The 18,757-nt window shown below is 74.6% G+C and carries 19 protein-coding genes; 13 read left to right on the top strand and 6 right to left on the bottom strand.

The annotated features are described in order from the left end of the window. The first annotated feature begins 26 nt into the window (after nt 1-26). From ACRAKJ_RS40585 to ACRAKJ_RS40575, 3 genes are all read left to right on the top strand, one after another. Nucleotides 27-1,010 (top strand): tripartite tricarboxylate transporter substrate-binding protein, encoded by a 984-nt coding sequence (locus tag ACRAKJ_RS40585; RefSeq protein ID WP_438923927.1) that lies wholly within the window; start codon nt 27-29, stop codon nt 1,008-1,010. Nucleotides 1,011-1,120: 110 nt separating this feature from the next. Further along, on the top strand, nt 1,121-1,630 hold the full coding sequence (locus ACRAKJ_RS40580; RefSeq protein WP_438923932.1) for a tripartite tricarboxylate transporter TctB family protein: 510 nt from the start codon (nt 1,121-1,123) through the stop codon (nt 1,628-1,630). A 1-nt stretch (nt 1,631) separates the two neighbouring features. Beyond that, on the top strand, nt 1,632-3,164 hold the full coding sequence (locus ACRAKJ_RS40575) for a tripartite tricarboxylate transporter permease (RefSeq protein ID WP_438923926.1): 1,533 nt from the start codon (nt 1,632-1,634) through the stop codon (nt 3,162-3,164). 60 nt (nt 3,165-3,224) lie between these two features. Here the strand turns inward: ACRAKJ_RS40575 and ACRAKJ_RS40570 are convergent, their stop codons facing one another. Continuing rightward, nucleotides 3,225-4,211: a substrate-binding domain-containing protein gene (locus ACRAKJ_RS40570; RefSeq protein WP_438923925.1), complete on the bottom strand. Its 987-nt coding sequence runs from the start codon at nt 4,209-4,211 to the stop codon at nt 3,225-3,227. Between the two features lie 139 nt (nt 4,212-4,350). Between ACRAKJ_RS40570 and ACRAKJ_RS40565 the strand changes: the two genes are divergently transcribed. The 8 genes from ACRAKJ_RS40565 to iolD are packed head-to-tail and all read left to right on the top strand — an operon-like array spanning nt 4,351 to nt 12,833. Continuing rightward, on the top strand, nt 4,351-5,355 hold the full coding sequence (locus ACRAKJ_RS40565) for a Gfo/Idh/MocA family protein (protein WP_438923924.1): 1,005 nt from the start codon (nt 4,351-4,353) through the stop codon (nt 5,353-5,355). Further along, the gene (locus tag ACRAKJ_RS40560; protein WP_438923923.1) at nt 5,352-6,272 is read left to right on the top strand and encodes a TIM barrel protein; all 921 of its coding nucleotides are present in this window, start codon (nt 5,352-5,354) and stop codon (nt 6,270-6,272) included. The genes ACRAKJ_RS40565 and ACRAKJ_RS40560 overlap by 4 nt, the downstream gene beginning before the upstream one ends. Then, nucleotides 6,269-7,258 (top strand): sugar ABC transporter substrate-binding protein, encoded by a 990-nt coding sequence (locus tag ACRAKJ_RS40555; RefSeq protein ID WP_438923922.1) that lies wholly within the window; start codon nt 6,269-6,271, stop codon nt 7,256-7,258. The genes ACRAKJ_RS40560 and ACRAKJ_RS40555 overlap by 4 nt, the downstream gene beginning before the upstream one ends. Further along, complete coding sequence (locus ACRAKJ_RS40550) at nt 7,255-8,295, top strand: ABC transporter permease subunit (protein ID WP_438923921.1); 1,041 nt, start codon at nt 7,255-7,257, stop codon at nt 8,293-8,295. Before ACRAKJ_RS40555 ends, ACRAKJ_RS40550 begins: the two co-directional genes overlap by 4 nt. Then, nucleotides 8,292-9,071, top strand: a complete 780-nt coding sequence (locus ACRAKJ_RS40545) for an ATP-binding cassette domain-containing protein (RefSeq protein ID WP_438923920.1) — start codon at nt 8,292-8,294, stop codon at nt 9,069-9,071. The genes ACRAKJ_RS40550 and ACRAKJ_RS40545 overlap by 4 nt, the downstream gene beginning before the upstream one ends. Further along, nucleotides 9,071-10,006, top strand: coding sequence for a 5-dehydro-2-deoxygluconokinase (gene iolC / locus ACRAKJ_RS40540; protein ID WP_438923919.1), 936 nt, complete (start codon nt 9,071-9,073; stop codon nt 10,004-10,006). The genes ACRAKJ_RS40545 and iolC overlap by 1 nt, the downstream gene beginning before the upstream one ends. Nucleotides 10,007-10,023: 17 nt before the next feature. Then, on the top strand, nt 10,024-10,920 hold the full coding sequence (gene iolB / locus ACRAKJ_RS40535; RefSeq protein WP_438923918.1) for a 5-deoxy-glucuronate isomerase: 897 nt from the start codon (nt 10,024-10,026) through the stop codon (nt 10,918-10,920). Beyond that, entirely contained in the window at nt 10,917-12,833 is a 1,917-nt protein-coding gene (gene iolD / locus ACRAKJ_RS40530; RefSeq protein WP_438923917.1) for a 3D-(3,5/4)-trihydroxycyclohexane-1,2-dione acylhydrolase (decyclizing), read from the top strand. Before iolB ends, iolD begins: the two co-directional genes overlap by 4 nt. Nucleotides 12,834-12,867: 34 nt before the next feature. Here the strand turns inward: iolD and ACRAKJ_RS40525 are convergent, their stop codons facing one another. From ACRAKJ_RS40525 to ACRAKJ_RS40515, 3 genes are all read right to left on the bottom strand, one after another. Next, entirely contained in the window at nt 12,868-13,200 is a 333-nt protein-coding gene (locus ACRAKJ_RS40525; protein ID WP_438923916.1) for a hypothetical protein, read from the bottom strand. Nucleotide 13,201: 1 nt separating this feature from the next. Next, a complete protein-coding gene (locus ACRAKJ_RS40520; protein ID WP_438923915.1) occupies nt 13,202-14,062 on the bottom strand; it encodes a hypothetical protein in 861 nt (286 codons plus the stop codon). Nucleotides 14,063-14,180: 118 nt separating this feature from the next. Continuing rightward, complete coding sequence (locus ACRAKJ_RS40515) at nt 14,181-14,882, bottom strand: cyclic nucleotide-binding domain-containing protein (protein ID WP_438923914.1); 702 nt, start codon at nt 14,880-14,882, stop codon at nt 14,181-14,183. A gap of 333 nt (nt 14,883-15,215) precedes the next feature. Here ACRAKJ_RS40515 and ACRAKJ_RS40510 point away from each other — a divergent pair, with 333 nt between their 5' ends. Continuing rightward, nucleotides 15,216-16,280, top strand: coding sequence for an NADH:flavin oxidoreductase/NADH oxidase (locus ACRAKJ_RS40510; protein ID WP_438923913.1), 1,065 nt, complete (start codon nt 15,216-15,218; stop codon nt 16,278-16,280). A gap of 73 nt (nt 16,281-16,353) precedes the next feature. Here the strand turns inward: ACRAKJ_RS40510 and ACRAKJ_RS40505 are convergent, their stop codons facing one another. Next, entirely contained in the window at nt 16,354-16,539 is a 186-nt protein-coding gene (locus tag ACRAKJ_RS40505; protein WP_438923912.1) for a DUF3073 domain-containing protein, read from the bottom strand. A gap of 162 nt (nt 16,540-16,701) precedes the next feature. On the opposite strand from ACRAKJ_RS40505, the gene ACRAKJ_RS40500 reads away from it, so the two are divergent. Further along, on the top strand, nt 16,702-17,583 hold the full coding sequence (locus ACRAKJ_RS40500; RefSeq protein WP_438923911.1) for a hypothetical protein: 882 nt from the start codon (nt 16,702-16,704) through the stop codon (nt 17,581-17,583). On the opposite strand, the gene ACRAKJ_RS40495 is transcribed toward ACRAKJ_RS40500, so the two are convergent. After that, nucleotides 17,536-18,738, bottom strand: a complete 1,203-nt coding sequence (locus ACRAKJ_RS40495; RefSeq protein ID WP_438923910.1) for an MFS transporter — start codon at nt 18,736-18,738, stop codon at nt 17,536-17,538. The genes ACRAKJ_RS40500 and ACRAKJ_RS40495 overlap by 48 nt on opposite strands. Nucleotides 18,739-18,757 lie beyond the last annotated feature (19 nt).

Raw genomic sequence — 18,757 nt, 5'->3', positions numbered from 1 at the left:
CACGCGGAAGAGAGGTGGGGATCACAGTGAGGGTCCGGAACTGGCTGGCGGTGGGCGCCGCCCTGGCGGTGGTGGTCCTCGTGCCCCCGCTGCTCACGTCGAACGCCGACAGCGGCACGGCGTCGCTGCGCAGCCTGCGCGTGCTGGTGCCGAACGCGCCGGGCGGCGGCTACGACGTCACCGCGCGCACGGCGGCGAAGGCGATGGAGGACGCGGAGCTGATCCGCAACGCGGAGGTGTTCAACCTGCCCGGCGCGGGCGGCACGGTCGGTCTCGGCCGCACGGTCAACGAGCGCGGCAACGGCAAGCTCGTCATGTCGATGGGCCTGGGCGTGGTGGGCAGCGTCTACACGAACAAGGCGCCGTCGTCGCTGCTGGACACCACGCCGATCGCGAAGCTCATCGAGGAACCGGACATCGTCGTGGTCGGCAAGGACTCGCCGTACCGGTCGCTGGCCGACCTGGTCTCGGCGTGGAAGGCGGACCCGGGCGCGGTGCCGGTGGGCGGCGGTTCGTCGCCGGGCGGGCCGGACCACCTGGCGCCCATGCTGATCGCGAAGGCCGTCGGCCTGGACCCGCGCACCGTGAACTACGTGCCGTTCGACGGCGGCGGCGAGCTGCTGGCGTCGGTGCTGGGCGGCAAGGTCGCGTTCGGCGTGTCGGGCGTCGGCGAGTACCGCGACCAGATCGAGGCCGGGCAAATCCGGGTGCTGGCGGTGACCAGCGGCGCACGGCTGTCCGGTGTGGACGCGCCGACGCTGCGCGAGTCCGGTGTGGACGTCGAGTTCACGAACTGGCGGGGCGTGGTCGCGCCGCCGGGCATCGCGGACACCGACCGGGCGCGGCTGGTGGACCTGTTCACCGACCTGCACGCCACGCCGCAGTGGCGGGAGGCGGTGGCGCGCAACGGCTGGACCGACGCGTTCGCGCCCGGTGACGAGTTCGGCGCGTTCCTGCGCGAGGAGAACGACCGGGTGGCGAGCGTGCTGAAGGAGTTGGGGCTGGCATGAGCGGGACCGAGGCGCGCGAGGCACCGGGGACGGGCGGACCGGACGCGCCCGAGGCATCGGGCACGGGCGGGACGGACACGCGTGAGGTGCCGGGAACGGGCAGGACCGACGTGCGCGAGGCGTCGGGTGGGAGCTGGTGGCGCGGGCACTCGGAGCTGGGCGTGTCGGCGGTGCTGGTCGCGCTGGGCGTGCTGGTGCTGGTGGACGCGATCCGCATCCACACCGACTTCGCGCAGCGCGGCCCGGTGGGCCCCAAGGCGGTGCCCGTGGTGGTGGGCGTCGGGCTGCTCGTGGTGGCGGCGCTGCTGGCGCGGGACGTGCTGCGCGGCGGCCGGGGCGAGGCCGAGGGCGGCGAGGACGTCGACCTGAGCGCGCCCGCCGACTGGCGCACGGTGCTGCTGCTGTGCGGGGCGTTCCTGGCGAACGCGGCGCTGATCGGCGTGGTCGGCTTCCCGATCTCGGGCGCGATCCTGTTCTGGGGTGCGGCCTACGCGCTGGGCAGCCGTCACTTCACGCGTGACCCGCTGATCGCCGCCGGGCTGTCGGTGGGAACGTTCCTCTTGTTCAACAACCTGCTCGGGGTGCCCCTGCCCGGCGGGCCTCTGGTGGGGATGTTCTGACGTGGAATCGTTCAACAACCTCCTCGACGGGTTCGCGACGGCGCTGACGCCGACGCACCTCGCGCTGGCCGCGCTGGGCGTGCTGCTGGGCACGGCGATCGGCGTGCTGCCGGGCATCGGGCCGGCGATGGCGGTGGCGCTGCTGCTGCCGGTGACCTACGGGCTGGACCCGACGGGCGCGTTCATCATGTTCGCGGGCATCTACTACGGCGGCATGTTCGGCGGCTCGACCACGTCGATCCTGCTGAACACACCGGGCGAGAGCGCGGCGGTGGTGGCGGCCATCGACGGCAACCCGATGGCCCGCAAGGGCCGCGGCGCGCAAGCGCTTGCGACCGCCGCAATCGGCCACTTCATCGGCGGGATCATCGGCACGACCCTGCTCGTCCTGCTCGCACCGACCGTGGCGGAACTCGCCGTCGACATCGGCGCGCCCGACTTCTTCGCGATCATGGTGCTGGCGTTCATCGCGGTCACGTCGGTGCTCGGCGCGTCCCGGGTGCGCGGTTTCGCGTCGCTGCTCATCGGCCTCGCCATCGGCCTGGTCGGCCTGGACGAGATGACCGGCCAGCAGCGGCTGACGTTCGGCTCGCTGCACCTGGCCGACGGCATCGACGTGGTCGTGGTCGCGGTGGCCCTGTTCGCGGTCGGCGAGTCCCTGTGGGTCGCCGCGCACCTGCGCCGCAAGCCCGTGCTGCCCATCCCGGTGGGCCGCGCGTTCCTGGGCCGCGAGGACCTGCGCCGGTCGTGGAAGCCGTGGCTGCGCGGGCCGTTCATCGGCTTCCCGTTCGGCGCGGTGCCGGCCGGCGGCGCGGAGATCCCGACGTTCCTGTCCTACGTGGCGGAGAAGCGGCTGTCGAAGCACCGCGCCGAGTTCGGCAAGGGCGCCATCGAGGGCGTCGCCGGTCCCGAGGCGACGGCCAGCGCGTCCGCCGCGGGCACGCTCGTGTCGATGCTGACGCTCGGCCTGCCGACCACGGCGGTGGCCGCGGTGATGCTGGCGGCGTTCCAGCAGTACGGCATCCAGCCCGGCCCGCTGCTGTTCGAGCGGGAGTCGCAGCTGGTGTGGGGCCTGATCGCGTCGCTGTTCATCGGCCTGTGCCTGCTGCTGGTGCTGAACCTGCCGCTCGCGCCGGTGTGGGCGAAGCTGCTGCGCATCCCGAGGCCGTACCTGTACGCGGGCATCCTGTTCTTCGCGAGCGTCGGCGCGTACGCGGTGAACGCGGACGTGTTCGACCTGCTGGTGATGTTCGTGGTCGGCGTGCTCGGGTTCGTGATGCGCCGCTACGGCCTGCCGGTGCTGCCCGCGATCATCGGCGTCATCCTCGGCCCGGCCGCCGAGCAGCAGATGCGCCGGGCGCTCCAGCTGTCGGACGGGGCGCTCACCGGCCTGGTCAACACGCCGTTCTCGATCGCCGTGTACGCGGTCGTGGCGTTGTTGCTGCTGTTCCCGCTGGTCAGGAAGCTGACCCGCAGGCCGGAGCCGCCCGTCGAGCCGTCGCCCGAGGTGGAGCGGCCGAAGGTCGACGCCTGAGGCGCTGCCCGGGGCGCTGCCCGAGGCGTTGTCGAGGCGCTGCCCGGGGTGACGCCCGGGTCACGGTGCGGGTGCGGTGGTCGAGCGGACGACGAGGGACGGGTGCAGCAGGTGCCGCACCGGTTCCGCCCGCTCGCCCCGCACCCGTTGCAGCAGCGCCTCGGCGGCGAGCCGGCCGAACTCGTTGCGCGGCTGGTCGACCGTCGTCAGCGACACGTGCCGCAGCGCCGCCAGCGACGTGTTGTCGTAGCCGACCACCGACACGTCGCGCGGCACGCGGTACCCGGCCCCCTCCAGCGCGGAGATCGCGCCGACCGCGTTGACGTCGTTGCACGAGACGATCGCGGTGGGCACGTCGCCCAGCAGCTCCCGCACCGCCCGCGCGCCCGCCGCGTCGGTGTACTCGCTGGGCACGACCCGCGGCGGCAGGCCGTGCGCCGCCATCGCCGCCAGGTAGCCGCGCCGCCGGGACGCCGCCTGGGCGCCCCCGCCGCCGTCGAGGTGCGCGATCCCGCGGTGCCCCAACGACACCAGGTGGTCCACGGCCAGCGCGATGCCGCGCTCGCCGTCGTCGTTGACCGTGTCCACCGTGGCCAGCCGGGACGAGCGGGCGACGAGCACCACCGGCGCCTGGTCGGCCGCCCGGCCCAGGTCCGCCGACGGCACCACCGGCGACAGCAGCGCCAGGCCCGCCGGCCGGAACGACAGCAGGCTGTCCAGCGCGCGCCGCTCCCGCGCCGGGCTGCGCCCGCCGGTGTTGATGATCAGGTCGAAGCCGCGGTCCCGGGCCACCTCGTCCAGGCCGTCCACGACCTCCGCGAAGAACGGGTTGTGCAGGTCGGACACCATCACGCCGAGCACGTGCGACGTGCGGCTGGCCAGCGAGCGGGCCATGGCGTGCGGCGAGTAGCCCAGCTCCCGCGCCGCCCGCAGCACCGCCGCACGACGCTGGTCGCTCACCCTCGGTGACCTTCGCATGACGAGCGAGACCAGGGCGCGCGAGACCCCGGCGCGGGCGGCGACGTCCTCCATGGTGGGTCTTGCCACGGGTGCCTCCTCGGCGCCGCGCCTGCCGGCGGCGAACGCGACCTTGACACCAGTGTGACGCACGCTACAGCATTGGGGCGCTCCAACCAATAGAGCGCTCTAACGGTAGACCGCGTCTACCAGGACGGAGAGCAGCGGAATGCGGATCGGAGTAGCCGGGGTCGGTCGGATCGGCACCATGCACGCCACGAACCTGGCCACCCTCGACGACGTCCACGAGGTGCTGCTGTTCGACCCCGTCCCCGGCCGCGCGGCGGCGGCCTCGGTGCTCCTGCCCGGCACCAGAAGCGTGGACGACCTCGACACGCTGATCACCGCGAGTGACGGCGTCCTGCTGGCCACGCCCACCACCACCCACCCGGCGCTGCTGCGCGCCGCCGTCGCCGCGGGCGTGCCCGCGCTGTGCGAGAAGCCCGTCGCGAGCGACCTCGACGAGATGGCCGCGCTGGTCGCCGACGTGGAGGCGTCCGGCGTGGAGGTGCTCGTCGGCTTCCAGCGCCGGTTCGACCCGGCCGTGTCCGAGCTGCACCGCCGCGTCCGCGCGGGCGAGGTCGGCGACGTCTACCTGGTGCGCGCCCTCGGCAACGACGCCCGGCCGCCCGACCCGTCCTACCTGCCGCAGTCCGGCGGCATCTTCCGCGACCTGCTCATCCACGACCTGGACGCCGTCCCGTGGCTGGTCGGCGAACCCGTCGTCGAGGTCTACGCCTCCGGGTCCGTGCTGGTGGACGAGGCGTTCGCGGCGGCCGACGACGTGGACAACGCCGTGGTGCTGCTGACGTTCGCGGGCGGCGCGCACGCCGTCCTAGCGGGCGGCAGGCACGACCCCGTCGGCTACGACCACCGCATCGAGGTGCTCGGCAGCCGCGACTCGCTCGCCACCGGCCTCGACCCGCGCACCCCGCTCACCTCGCTCGAACCCGACGGGCCGAAGGCCGGCGCCGACGCCTACCCCGGCTTCCCGGAGCGCTTCCACCGCGCCTACCTCAACGAGGTGGCCGTGTTCACCCGCGTCGTCGCCGGCACGGCGGCCAACCCCTCGCCCGTGCGGGACAGCCTGGTCAGCCTGCGGCTGGCCGAGGCGTGCGAGCGGTCCCGGCGCGGTCGCGCGCCCGTGCGCGTCGAGCAGGAGGCCGTCGCGTGAGGCTCGCCGGGGCCCCGATCTCGTGGGGCGTGTGCGAGGTCCCCGGCTGGGGCCGCGTCCTCGACCCCGCCACCGTGCTCGCCGAGATGGCGTCCCTCGGCCTGCGCGCCACCGAACTCGGCCCGCCCGACTACCTGCCCGCCGACCCCCGGGCCCTGCGCGACCTCCTCGCCGGGCACGGCCTCGCGCTCGTCGGCGGCTTCCTCGCCGTGCCGCTGCACACCGGCGACCCGGCCGCCGAGGCCGAGGCCGACCGGGTCGCCGCCCTGCTCGCCGCCGGCGGCGCCGAGGTGCTCGTGCTCGCCGCCGCCACCGGCCTCGACGGCTACGACGACCGCCCCGACCTCACCGGCGACGAGTGGCGCGCCCTCGTCGCCGGCGCCGCGCGGGTCCGCGACCGGGCCGCCGCGCACGGCCTGCGCACCGCCCTGCACCCGCACGTCGGCACGCACGTCGAGCGGGCGGCCGAGGTCGAGCGGTTCCTCGCCGACTCCGACCTGCCGCTCTGCCTCGACACCGGCCACCTCCTCATCGGCGGCACCGACCCCGTCGACCTGGCCCGCCGCCACCCCGACCGCGTCGGGCACGTGCACCTCAAGGACGTGCGGGCCGACGTCGCGGCCACCGTGCGCTCCGGCGCCACGACCTACGCCGACGCCGTCCGGCACGGCCTGTACGCGCCGCTGGGCGACGGCGACGTGGACGTCGCGGCCCTCGTCACCACCCTGCGCGCCGCCGGCTACACCGGCTGGTGGGTCCTGGAGCAGGACACCGCGCTCGACCCCGACGACACCCCGGGCACCCCGAGCACCTGGGCCGCCCAGGGCACCCGGGAAGCCCCGGCCGGCCCGCTGCACGACACCGCGCGCAGCCTCGCCCACCTCGCCACCCTGATCCCCGAACTGGAGCGACGATGACGTCCCCCCGAACGGCGGTGCGCGCCGGCCTCGCCCTGGCCGGCCTCGCGCTGCTGGCCGCGTGCAGCGGCCCCGCCGCCACCAGCACCGACGGCACCGGCACCGGCGCGGCCCAGGCCCCGACCGGTGACCTGCGCGTCGCCGTCATCTCCCACGGCACCGCGGGCGACGCCTTCTGGAACGTGGTGAAGAACGGCGCCACCGACGCCGGGAAGCAGCTCGGCGTCACCGTCGACTACAACTCCGACGGCGACCCCGGCCGCCAGGCCACCCTCGTCGACAACGCCGTGTCCCAGCGGGTCGGCGGCATCGTCGTGTCCCTGGCCAACCCCGACGCGCTCAGGACCTCCGTCGAGAACGCCGTCAAGGCGGGCATCCCCGTCATCACCATCAACTCCGGCTCCGCGCGGTCCGCCGAGTTCGGCGCGCTCGCCCACGTCGGCCAGGAGGAGACCGTCGCCGGCGAGCAGGCCGGCGTGAAGCTCAGGGACGCGGGCAAGCGCAAGCTGCTGTGCGTCATCCACGAGGCCGGGAACATCGGCCTCGACCAGCGCTGCGACGGCGCGCGCACCGGCTTCGGCGGCGACGTCACCACCCTCCAGGTCGACATCAACAACCCCACCGACGCCGAGGCCCGCATCCGGGGCGCGCTCCGGACCGACACCTCCGTCGACGCCGTCCTCGCGCTCAACCCGCAGGTCGCCGGGTCCGCCGTCAACGCCGTCAAGGGCGCCTCGTCGAAGGCCGTCGTCGCCGCGTTCGACCTCAACGCCGACGTCACCGCCGCGATCAAGGCGGGCGACGTGCTGTTCGCCGTCGACCAGCAGCAGTACGAGCAGGGCTACCTGCCGGTCGTGATGCTCAAGCTGTACCGCGACAACGCCAACACCGTCGGCGGCGGCAAGCCCGTGCTCACCGGGCCCGGGTTCGTCGACGGGTCCAACGTGGACGAGGTCGCCGAGTACGCCGAGCGCGGCACCCGGTGACGACCGCGCCCGCCGCGGCCGACGAGCGCACCCGGTCGCGGGGTCCGCTCGACCGGCTCGTCCTCCGCCCCGAGATCGGCTCGCTGCTCGGCGCGCTGCTGGTCTTCGCGTTCTTCTCGGTGGCCACCGAGCGGTTCCTCAGCGTCGGCGGCGTCGCCACCTGGCTGGACGACGCGTCCACCCTCGGCATCATGGCCGTCGCCGTCGCGCTGCTCATGATCGGCGGCGAGTTCGACCTGTCCGCCGGCGTGCTCACCGCCTCCACCGCCCTGGTCACCGCGATCCTGGCGACCCGGCTCGGCTGGAACGTGTGGCTCGCCCTGCTCGCGTCCCTCGTCTTCGCCCTCGGCGTCGGCGCGCTCAACGGGTGGCTCGTCCTGCGCACCGGCCTGCCCAGCTTCATCGTCACCCTCGGCACGTTCCTCGCCCTCCAGGGCCTCAACCTCGGCGTGACGCGCCTGGTCACCGGCACCGTGCAGGTGTCCGGCATGAGGTCCGCGGACGGCTACGCGTCCGCTGGGTTCCTGTTCGCCTCGACGGTCACGATCGGCGGCACGGCCTTCTACGCGTCGATCGCGTGGTGGGTGCTGTTCACGGTCGTCGCCTCCGCGGTCCTGCTGCGCACCCGCTTCGGGAACTGGACGTTCGCCGTCGGCGGTTCCGCGCCGTCGGCGCGGGCGGTCGGCGTGCCGGTGTTCCGCACCAAGGTCGCCCTGTTCACCACCACCGCGTTCGCCGCGTGGGTCGTGGGGTCGATCAACATCCTGCGGTTCACCAGCGTGCAGGCCAACCAGGGCATCGGCCTGGAGTTCCAGTACATCATCGCGGCCGTCATCGGCGGCTGCCTGCTCACCGGCGGGTTCGGCTCGGCGGTCGGCGCGGCGATCGGCGCGCTCATCTTCGGCATGGCCCGGCAGGGCATCGTCTACGCCAACTGGAACTCCGACTGGTTCCAGCTGTTCCTCGGCGTGATGCTGCTCGCCGCCGTGCTCGTCAACAACGCCCTGCGGCGCCGGGCGGAGAGGGTGCGGCGATGAGCGTCCCGCTGATCGAGGTGCGCGGTGTCGGCAAGACCCACGGCAGCGTCGTGGCCCTGCGCGACGTGTCCGCCGTCGTCGACGCCGGCGAGGTCACCTGCGTGCTCGGCGACAACGGCGCGGGCAAGTCCACCCTGATCAAGATCCTCTCCGGCGTGCACCGGCACGACACCGGCGAGTTCCTGGTCTCCGGCGAACCCGTCCGGTTCGGGTCGCCCCGCGACGCCCTCGACCTGGGCATCGCCACCGTCCACCAGGACCTCGCGGTCGTGCCGCTGATGAGCGTGTGGCGCAACTTCTTCCTCGGCGCCGAACCCACCACCGGCGTCGGCCCGTTCCGCTTCCTCGACCGCCGCCGCGCCCGCGAGACCACCAGGACCGCCCTCGCCGGGATGGGCATCGACCTGCGCGACGTCGAGCAACCCGTCGGCACGCTCTCCGGCGGCGAGCGCCAGTGCGTCGCCATCGCCCGCGCCGTCCACTTCGGGGCCCGGGTCCTCGTCCTCGACGAGCCCACCGCCGCGCTCGGCGTCAAGCAGGCGGGCCTCGTGCTCAAGCACGTCGCGCGGGCCCGCGACCGCGGCCTCGGCGTCGTGCTCGTCACCCACAACCCGCACCACGCCTACCCCGTCGGCGACCGGTTCCTGCTGCTCAAGCGCGGTCGCCCGCTCGGCACGCACGACAAGGCGGACATCGGCCTGGACGAGCTGACCCGGCAGATGGCGGGCGGCCCCGAGCTGGAGGCGCTGACCCACGAGCTGCGGGGCACGACCTGATGGGCGCGCCGCCGGAGCTGCTCGCCATCGGCCGGGTGGGCGTCGACCTGTACCCGGAGCAGAGCGGCGTGCCGCTGGCCGAGGTCCGCACGTTCGCGAAGTCCCTCGGCGGGACCGCCACCAACGTCGCCGTCGCCGCCGCCCGCCTCGGCCGGCGCGCCGCCGTGCTCACCAAGGTCGGCCCCGACGGCTTCGGCCCGTACGTGCGGTCCGCGCTCACCTCGTTCGGCGTGTCGGCAGAGTTCGTCGGCACCGCCCCCGGCCTGCGGACGCCCGTCGTGTTCTGCGCCCTCGACCCGCCCGAGGACCCGCCGCTGCTGTTCTACCGCGAACCCCTCGCCCCCGACCTGGCGCTGGAGCCGGCCGACGTGCCGTGGGACCTGGTGGCCGAGGTGCCCCTGCTCTGGGTGACCGGCACCGGCGTCGCCGCCGAACCCGCCCGCGCCACGCAGCGCGCCGTCCTCCGCCACCGCGCCCGCCGGGCGCACACCGTGCTCGACCTGGACCACCGCCCGGCGTTCTGGCCGGACGGCGGGTCCGCGCGCCGCGAGATCGGCTGGATGCTCGACCACGTCACGGTCGCCGTGGGCAACCGGGCCGAGGTGGAGGTCGCCGTGGGCACCGCCGACCCCGACGAGGCCGCCGCCCGCCTGCTGGACCGGGGCGTGGAGCTGGCCGTGGTGAAGAAGGGCGCGGAGGGCGTGCTGGTCGCGACCCGGGCCGGGGCCTGGACCGTGCCGCCGCACCCCGTGGACGTGGTGTGCGGCCTGGGTGCCGGTGACGCGTTCGGCGGCGCCCTGGTCCACGGCCTGCTGTCCGGCTGGGACCCGCCGCGGACCGCGCGGTACGCCAACGTGGCCGGCGCACTGGTCGCGGGCAGGCTGGCGTGCGCGGACGCCATGCCCACCGCGCGCGAGATCGAGGAGCACCTGTGACACCGGGAGGTCCACGCGTGGAGCTGCACCGACCGCTCGGGAGCCTGGCCCGCGGCGGGCACCCCGTCGAGCTGACGCCCGACGACGCCGGGTGGGAGCGGGTCGCGCTGCGGGTGCTGCTGCTCCACGCCGGCCGGGAGCTGACCGTGCGCACGGGCGGGTTCGAGGCGTTCGTCCTGCCCCTGTCGGGCGGCTGCGCGGTCGAGGTCACCGCGGCGGACGGGGCCGTCGAGCGGTTCGACCTGGTCGGCCGGGAGTCGGTCTTCACCCGGGTCACCGACTTCGCCTACGTCGGCCGGGACTCCGAGGTCCGCCTGTCCACCCGCGACGGCGTCGAGGTCGCCCTCCCGATGGCCCGCTGCGAACGCCCGCTGCCGCCCCGCTACGGCCCGGCGGAGGACGTGCCCGTCGAGGTCCGGGGCGCGGCCGGCGCCACCCGCCAGGTCACGAACTTCGGCGTCCCCGGCGCCTGGGACCACGCCGACCGCCTGATGGCCTGCGAGCTGATCACCCCGGACGGCAACTGGTCGTCCTACCCGCCCCACAAGCACGACGGCACGTGCGACGTCGCCAACGAGGAGGTCTACTACTTCCGCGTCGCCGGCCGCGACCAGGTCACGCCGTCGCGCGAGGGGTTCGGCCTGCACCGCACCTACACCGACGACGGCGCGCTCGACGAGGACGTGGTCGTCCGCGACGGCGACGTCTTCCTCGTCCCCCGCGGCTACCACGGTCCGTGCGTCGCCGCCCCCGGCTACCCGCTGTACTACCTGAACGTGTTGGCCGGTCCCGGCCCGACGAGGTCGATGGCGTCCTGCGACGACCCCGCCCACTCCTGGGTCCGCGACACCTGGGCCGCGCAGCCGACCGACCCGCGCTGCCCGGTCACCACCGCCAGGGGGAGGCGCCGGTGAGGCTCACCACCGCCCAGGCCCTGGTCCGCTGGCTGCTCGCCCAGCGCACCGAACTCGACGGCGGCGCCGCGGCCCCGCTGTTCCCCGGCGTCTTCGCGATCTTCGGCCACGGCAACGTGCTCGGCCTCGGCACCGCCCTGGAGGAGGTCGAAGATCACCTGCCCGTGTGGCGCGGGCACAACGAGCAGGGCATGGCGCTGGCCGCCGTCGGGATCGCCAAGGCCACCCACCGCCGCCAGGTCGGCGTCGCCACCTCCTCCCTCGGCCCCGGCGCGCTGAACATGGTCACGGCCGCGGGCGTCGCGCACGCCAACCGCCTGCCGCTGCTCCTGCTGCCCGGCGACGCGTTCACCAGCCGCGCGCCCGACCCCGTCCTCCAGCAGGTCGAGCACTTCGGCGACCCGACCACCACGGTCAACGACGCGTTCCGGCCGGTCAGCCGCTTCTTCGACCGCATCACCCGCCCCGAGCAGCTCCTGAACGCCCTCCCGCAGGTCGCCCGCGTCCTGACCGACCCGGCCGACTGCGGCCCGGTCACCCTCGCCCTCCCGCAGGACGTGCAGGCCGAGGCGTTCGACTTCCCGGACGCCCTGTTCGCCCCGACCACCCACCGCCCGCACCGCCCGCGCCCCGACGCCCGCGCCCTGGGCGAGGCCGCGGACGTGCTGAGGAGGGCGGAACGGCCGCTGCTCGTCCTCGGCGGCGGCGTCCGGTACTCGCGCGCCGCGGGCCGGGCCGTGCGCTTCGCCGAGCGGCACGGCGTCCCGGTCGTGGAGACCACCGCCGGCCGCACCCTCGTGCCGCACGACCACCCGCTGCACGCCGGCCCGCTCGGCGTCACCGGCTCGTCCTCGGCGAACGCCCTGGCCGCCGAGGCGGACGCGGTGCTCGCCGCCGGCACGCGGCTCCAGGACTTCACCACCGCGTCGTGGACGGCGTTCGCCCCCGGCGCCGCCCTCGTCGCGCTCAACGCCGCCCGCTTCGACGCGGTCAAGCACGGCGCGCTGGAGCTGGTCGCCGACGCCGACGAGGGCCTGCGGGAGCTGACCGACGCCCTGGGCGACTGGCGGGCCGACCCCCGGTGGACGGCGCGGGCCGCGCACGAACGCGCGAGGTGGGACGCGTACGTCGACCACCTGCGCGCCCCGTCCGGCACCCCCTCCGGCGCCCCGTCCGGCACGCCGACGTACGCGCAGGTCGTGGGCGTGGTCAACGACCTGTCCGGGCCGGCCGACTACGTGCTGACGGCGTCCGGCGGCCTGCCGGGCGAGCTGGTCGGCGGCTGGCGCGCGGTCGGCGAGGCCACGATGGACGTCGAGTACGGGTTCAGCTGCATGGGCTACGAGCTGGCGGGCGCGTGGGGCGCGGCGATCGCGCGCACCGGGGGCGTGGTGACCACCCTGCTCGGCGACGGCTCGTACCTGATGCTGAACTCCGAGCTGTTCTCGGCGGCGTTCGCCGGGCACGGCTTCGTGGCCGTGGTCTGCGACAACGACGGCTACGCGGTGATCGACCGGCTCCAGCGGGCGCAGGGCGGGGCCGCGTTCAACAACCTCTACGCCGACGTCCGCACCCGGCACGCCGAGCCGCCGCGCGCCGACTTCGCCGCGCACGCCGCCGCCCTGGGCTGCGCGGTGTTCCGGGCGGACGGGGTCGACGACCTCCGCACCGCCTACCTCGACGCCCGTGCCGCGGCGGCGGCCGAGCACCGGCCGGCCGTGGTCGTCGTCCGCACGCACCCGTCGTCGTGGACGGACGCGGGCGCCTGGTGGGAGGTCGGCGTGCCCGAGGTCGCCCACCGGCCGCAGGTCGAGGCCGCGCGCGGTGAGCTGGCGGAGGGCCGGCGGCGGCAGGTCCGCTACCTGCGCCGGAGCGGCGGAACGGGACCGGGCGGAACTGGACCGGGCGGGTGAGCCGGGTCGGGTGACCCGGGTCGGGTGAGCCGGGTCAGGTGAGCCGGGCGCGGGGCAGCCCCGGGCCCACGTCGTGCAGCACCGCGCGCAGCGCCCGCGCCGCCTCGGGCCTCTCCCACAGCATCGTGTGGATCGACCCCCGCCACTCGGTGGCGAACTCGGCCCGCGCCAGCTCCATCCGGACCCGCGGCACGGCGACGAGCCTGCTGCGGGCCTCCTCCATGCGCTCGCAGACCAGCTCGCACCGGGTGGGGGCGAGCGCCGCGGCCACCCGGGTGCGCAGGTCCGGCCACAGCTCGGTGTCCGCGGCCCCGGCCAGCGCGCCCGCGGTCGCGCCGGCGAGCAGCCTCAGGGGTTCCTCGCGCACCTCACGCCCCCTCGTCCCGGCGGTACCCCGGCCCGAAGTGCGATCCCCGCTGGTCGTTGCGGTCGAAGTTCTGGATCACGTCGGCGCGCTGCGGCGAGGCGTACACGTCCCGGCCGCCCTGGATGACCGTCGAACCGCCCTCGGCCCGCGCGGTCTGGGTGATCCCGCCGGTCGGGGCCGGCGGACCGGCGACGGGCGCCGGCACGGCGTCGTCGGGCACGGCGTCGGGCGCGGCGGTGGCGTCGGCCGGGGCGGCGGGCGGCGCGCCCTCCTCCTCCAGCCGCACGGCGTGCGCGTCGCCCTGCGGTATCCACAGCCACCCGTGCCCGGTGAACGTCTTCACCCGCACCTCGACGCGCCGGAAGTCGGCGGCCCGCAGCGTCGTGTACCCGCCCTGCACGAGCGAGCTGTAGACCACCTCGGACAGCACCACGACCAGGTCGGCGTCGGTCTGCTCCAGCCCGGCGCGGGCGGCCTTGCTGTCCAGCAGCCTGCTGACCAGCACCGAGTCGGCCCCGGGGTAGCCGTTGGCGCCCTCGGCGGTGATGCCGTGGTGGATGGCCATCCGCATCCGGAGCCGGGCGTGCGGCACCCGGTAGGCGTTGACGTGCTCCAGCTCGGACGCCAGGGCGCGCACGTAGCCGTCGACCACGGCGTCCTCGGCCGTGGTGGAGGGCACCACGGCCCACTCCTCGTCGCCCTTGGGCTGCCGGACCCACTGCGACCGGTCGATCCCGGCGGCGGCGCCCGCCCGGTCCAGGGTGCGGACCAGCAGGTCCTGCAACTCGCGCTGGAGCCGGTCGTCGGCCGAGCTGTAGCTCCTCAGGTCGCAACAGACCAGCAGACCGCGCTGGAAGCTCATGGGTTCGACCCTTTCGACGTGCGGGTACGGGAGTGGCGCGACCGCGCGCACGCACGGCCGCGCAGGGTCACTGTGGAGTACGACATCGGCGTCAATCCCGCAGAACTGCGGTTCGGCCTCAGATACCCGCGAATTTCCGCAACCCGGCCAGGTCCGGCACCAGCACGTCACGCCTCAGGTGACTGACCACCACCCCCGCTTTCCGCAGATCGGAGAACGCCTTCTCGGCCGTCCTGGGTTTCATCCCCGCGATGGAGGCGAGTTCGACCTTCGTGAGCGGAATTCCCAGCGTCCACCCGTGCGCTTCTTCCCGGCCGTACGTCTGCACCAATTCGGCGAGCACCCGCGCCACGCGCTCGGCGGCGGGGTGGGACAGGAAATCGCGCCGGCGCTGGTTCGCCCAGCGGAGGCGGTCGTTGATCATTCCGATCAATTCGACGAAAACGTCGTTCCGCCGGTGCAGGAAGCTCATCAGCTCACCGCTGGTGATCAGCTTGGCGACCACGTCGCCGCACGTGACCACGGTGGCGGAGCGGGGCTTCTGGTCGAGCGCGGCCATCTCGCCCACGAGGTCGCCCGCCACCCTGATGGCGAGCAGCGCCGTGTCGCCCGTCTCGTCGGTGGTCTGCACCTTGACCACACCGTCGAGCAGCAGTAGGACGTGAGTGTCTTTCGCGTCTTGCTCGATGACCTCGCGGTCGGCCGTGTACCGCACGACCGTGCCGATGTTCAGCAGCTCTTGGCGGGTGTTCTCCCGGAGGCGGCCCAGCAGGCTGTTGCTGGGCCACGCTGGATCATGTGCGAACGTGGTGGTCGGCATGGGCAGCATGGGGGTCCTGTTACTGTCGTGACCGGCGGGACTTCGAATGGGCCGACCTGCGTCAGGTGGCAAGTGATGGTCTCCCCGAACGTGCTGCGGACAGTACACCCGAATGGGCGTAACTGGCCCCCTCTTGTCCGGCGTTTTGCGTGCCGACCCCCTCGTGAAGATCACGTGCGAATGCACGCGCAATACCGATCCGAATGGAATTGCGCAGCTCCCGCGACGTGAGACGGTCGACACGCGGGGGAACAAGCTGTCCGATCCGGGACCTTGGACCTGTAGACGCGCCGAACGGCCCGTCACCCACCGGACCCCCCGAGGAGCCGCCCCGTGAGCCCGCTGTTCAGCCCGCTGACCCTCCGCTCGGTCACCCTGCCCAACCGGATCGCGGTCAGCCCGATGTGCCAGTACTCGGCCCGCGACGGCCTGCCGAACGACTGGCACCTGGTGCACCTCGGCTCCCGCGCGGTCGGCGGCGCGGGGCTGGTGCTCACCGAGGCGACCGCCGTGCAGGCCGTCGGCCGGATCTCGCCCGAGGACACCGGCCTGTGGAGCGACGCCCACACCGAGGCGTGGCGGCCGGTCGTCGAGTTCGTCAAGGCCAACGGCGCGGTCGCGGGCGTGCAGCTCGCCCACGCCGGGCGCAAGGCGTCCACCTACGCCCCGTTCGCCGAGCGGCGCGGCGGGGTCGCCGACGCGGACGGCGGCTGGACGCCCGTCGCGCCGAGCGCGGAGGCGTTCCACGAGTCGTACCGGCGGCCGGAGGCGCTGGACGCCGACGGGATCGCGCGGGTCGTCGCCGACTTCGCCGCGGCGGCGCGCCGCGCGGTCGAGGCCGGCTTCCAGGTCGTCGAGGTGCACGCCGCGCACGGCTACCTCCTGCACGAGTTCCTCTCGCCGCTCAGCAACCACCGCACCGACGAGCACGGCGGTTCGCTGGAGAACCGCACCCGGCTCACCCGCCAGGTCACCGCCGCCGTCCGGGAGGCCGTGGGCGAGGACGTGCCGGTGCTCGTGCGCATCTCCGCCACCGACTGGGTCGAGGGCGGCTGGACCGCGGAGGACAGCGTCGTGCTGGCGCGCGACCTCGCGGCCCTGGGTGCGGACCTGGTCGACGTGTCCACCGGCGGCAACGTGCCGCAGGCCGACATCCCGACCGGACCCGGGTACCAGGTGCCGTTCGCCGAGACCGTGCGGCGGAAGGCCGACGTGCCCACCGGGGCCGTCGGCATGATCACCGACGCCCGGCAGGCGGAGCAGGTCCTCGCGGACGGCTCAGCCGACCTGGTGCTGCTGGCGCGTGAGCTGCTCCGCGACCCCTACTGGCCGTTGCACGCGGCGCAGCAGCTCGGGGTGCGGCTCAACCCGCCGCGGCAGTACGCCAGGGCGTTCTAGGTGCCCGTGCCAAAGGTCGGGCTGCCGGTGGTGTTCCGGCAGCCCAACCTCTGACAGCGGGTGTTGTGACGCGTCAGCGACGGTAGTCGTCGTATTCGTCGTCCACCGGGTCGTCGAAGCGTTCTTCGCTCCGGCGACCTGCGGCGGACTCGCCGCTGGACAGCTCGCGTTGCAAGGCGTCGACGTCGATGGAGTGAGAGCTGTATTTGAGCTCCCTCGCCACCTTGGTCTGCTTGGCCTTCGCTCGGCCGCGCCCCATGGCTCGACCCCCTCGCACAGGGACGGGGGCGGCCGGGGGAACGGCGGCCCCACTCGTCTCGACAACTAGTTCCTGGTAACTACCGTACCGTGTCGAAGGGGTTCCTCGCGACGCGGTAGGCGTGACACGTGCCGCCAAATCTCACCATGGGAGGATGCGCGGGTGCCTCGACCGTTCGTCGCCTACCTCAGGGTGTACGAACCGCTGTCGGCTCTTGACGCACCGTTGGCCGATCAGGTGCGAAAAGCCCTGGAGAACGGGCCCTTGAGCCGGGCGGACGTCGGCGCGCGGGAACGGGAGCTGTGGTTGCGGTCACAACTCACCCGACCGCGTCGCCTCCTGCCCGGTGAGCGCCCGGACGGCGGCGTCGCGCCCGACGCGCCGTTCGACGTGATGACCATCAGCCCCGCCGAGGTGCCGGGGGAGGTCGGCCCGGGACCCCTGGTCTGCCCGCTGGACCTCCGCGCCCGCTCGGCCGCCGCCCTCATCGGCTTCCTCGCCACCTCCACCGGCCCGCTCCAGGACGAGGCGGTGGCCGTCGAACCGGACGCCGTCCGGGCCCGCGCCGCCGCCGTGATGGCCGAGCTGGCCGGCGGGGCGGTGCACGTCATCTCCACCACCTGGACGGTGCCGCTGCCGTGGTTCGCGCTGGTCGAGCCGGAGGCGCGGCGGATCGTCCTGGCGCCCCGGGACGACCCGGAGCGGCAGGTGTCGTGGCGGGTGGCGATGGCCGACGCGCGGGAGCGGGTGGCGCGGGCGCACCGCGTGGTGTCCGGCTCCCTGGGCGACGAGGGGCCCGCCAAGGTCCTCGCCGACACCAAGCGGTGGCTCGACCACTTCGCGCCCGGCTCGGCCGTGGAGCTGGACTACGGCGGCCTGGTGCAGCTCGTCGAGGACGAGGACCTGCTGGAGGACACCTCGGCGGCGGACGTGAACGCCGTCGTGGACGCCCTGGAGGCGGGCGACGCCGAGGAGGTCGCGCTGCGCTACGAGCGGCTACGGGAGTTCTGGGGCGAGCTCGCGCGGCGCGAACGGCACGGATAGCAGCAGGCGGGCCCCCACCGCCGCCGCGGCGGCCAGCAGCAGGGCCGAAGACCACCCGATCGTGACGGCGACCCAGCCCGCGAGCGGGGGCGTGACGGTCGCGGACAGGTAGTTGGCGGTGTTCTGCATCCCCAGCGCGGTGCCCGTGCGGCCCGGCGGGGCGAGTTCACCCGCGGCGGTGATCGCGACGCCGTTCCAGCACAGCGCCAGGGCCGCCGTGGGCACGAGGACCGCCACCAGCGCCGGCACCGGCGCCCGGTCGAGCGCCGCGCACAGCGCGAACCCGACCGCCACCAGCACGCTGAGCACCTTCAGCGGGCCCACCCGGGTCGCCGAGCGGTCCGACCAGACGCCGACCACGAGCCGGCCGAGCCCGCCCGCGACCTGGGCGGCGGCGAACAGCCCGGCCGCCGCGCCCACCGCCAGCCCGCGGTGTTCGTGCAGCAGCTCGACCATCAGCGCGGCGGCGGTGAACTGGGGCACCACCAGCAGCCCGCTGGCGGCGGAGAGCCGGATGAGGTTCCGGTCCTTCAGCACGACGCCGTGCCCCCGGCCGGTGGACCGCACGTTCCACGGCGGTTCGCGCACCAGGAGGGCGACGGCGAGCGCGACGAACCCGGTGAACCCGGCCAGGGCGAGGAACGCCACCGGCACGCCCGCACCCAGCGCCAGCACCGGCAGCACGACGGCGGCCAGCGCGGCGCCCAGCGGGGTGGCGGTCTGCCGCAGGCCCATCGCCAGCCCGCGCCGGTCCGGCGGGAACCAGGTCAGCACGGCCCGGCCGCTCGCCGCGTTCACGCTCGCGCCGAACAGCCCCACGCCGACCAGTGCGATCCCGGCGACCACGGCCCCGTCGAGCGCCGCCAGGGCGAGGAACAGGGCCGCGCCGACCCCGCCGACAGTCATCACGAGCCGCTCGCCGCGCCGGTCGGCCATCGCGCCCCACGGCACGAGGGTGAGCATGGTGCCCAGGTTGACCGCGCCGAGCAGCAGGCCGACCTGGGGGAGCGACAGCCCGAAGTGGTCGCGCAGCTGCGGCGAGATCGCCGGCAGCCCCAGGAACACCGCGGCGTTGGTGCCCTGGGCCAGCGCGCCGACCGCCAGCACCACCCAGCGGTACCGGGTGGGCGGGATCGTCGGGCTCCGCTGTGCCATCAAGCGGCCACGGTAGGCG

The organism is Saccharothrix sp. DSM 118769 (assembly GCF_052936295.1).
Note: the sequence above shows the minus strand (reverse complement) of the source record. Positions and strands in the feature narration are given on the sequence as shown.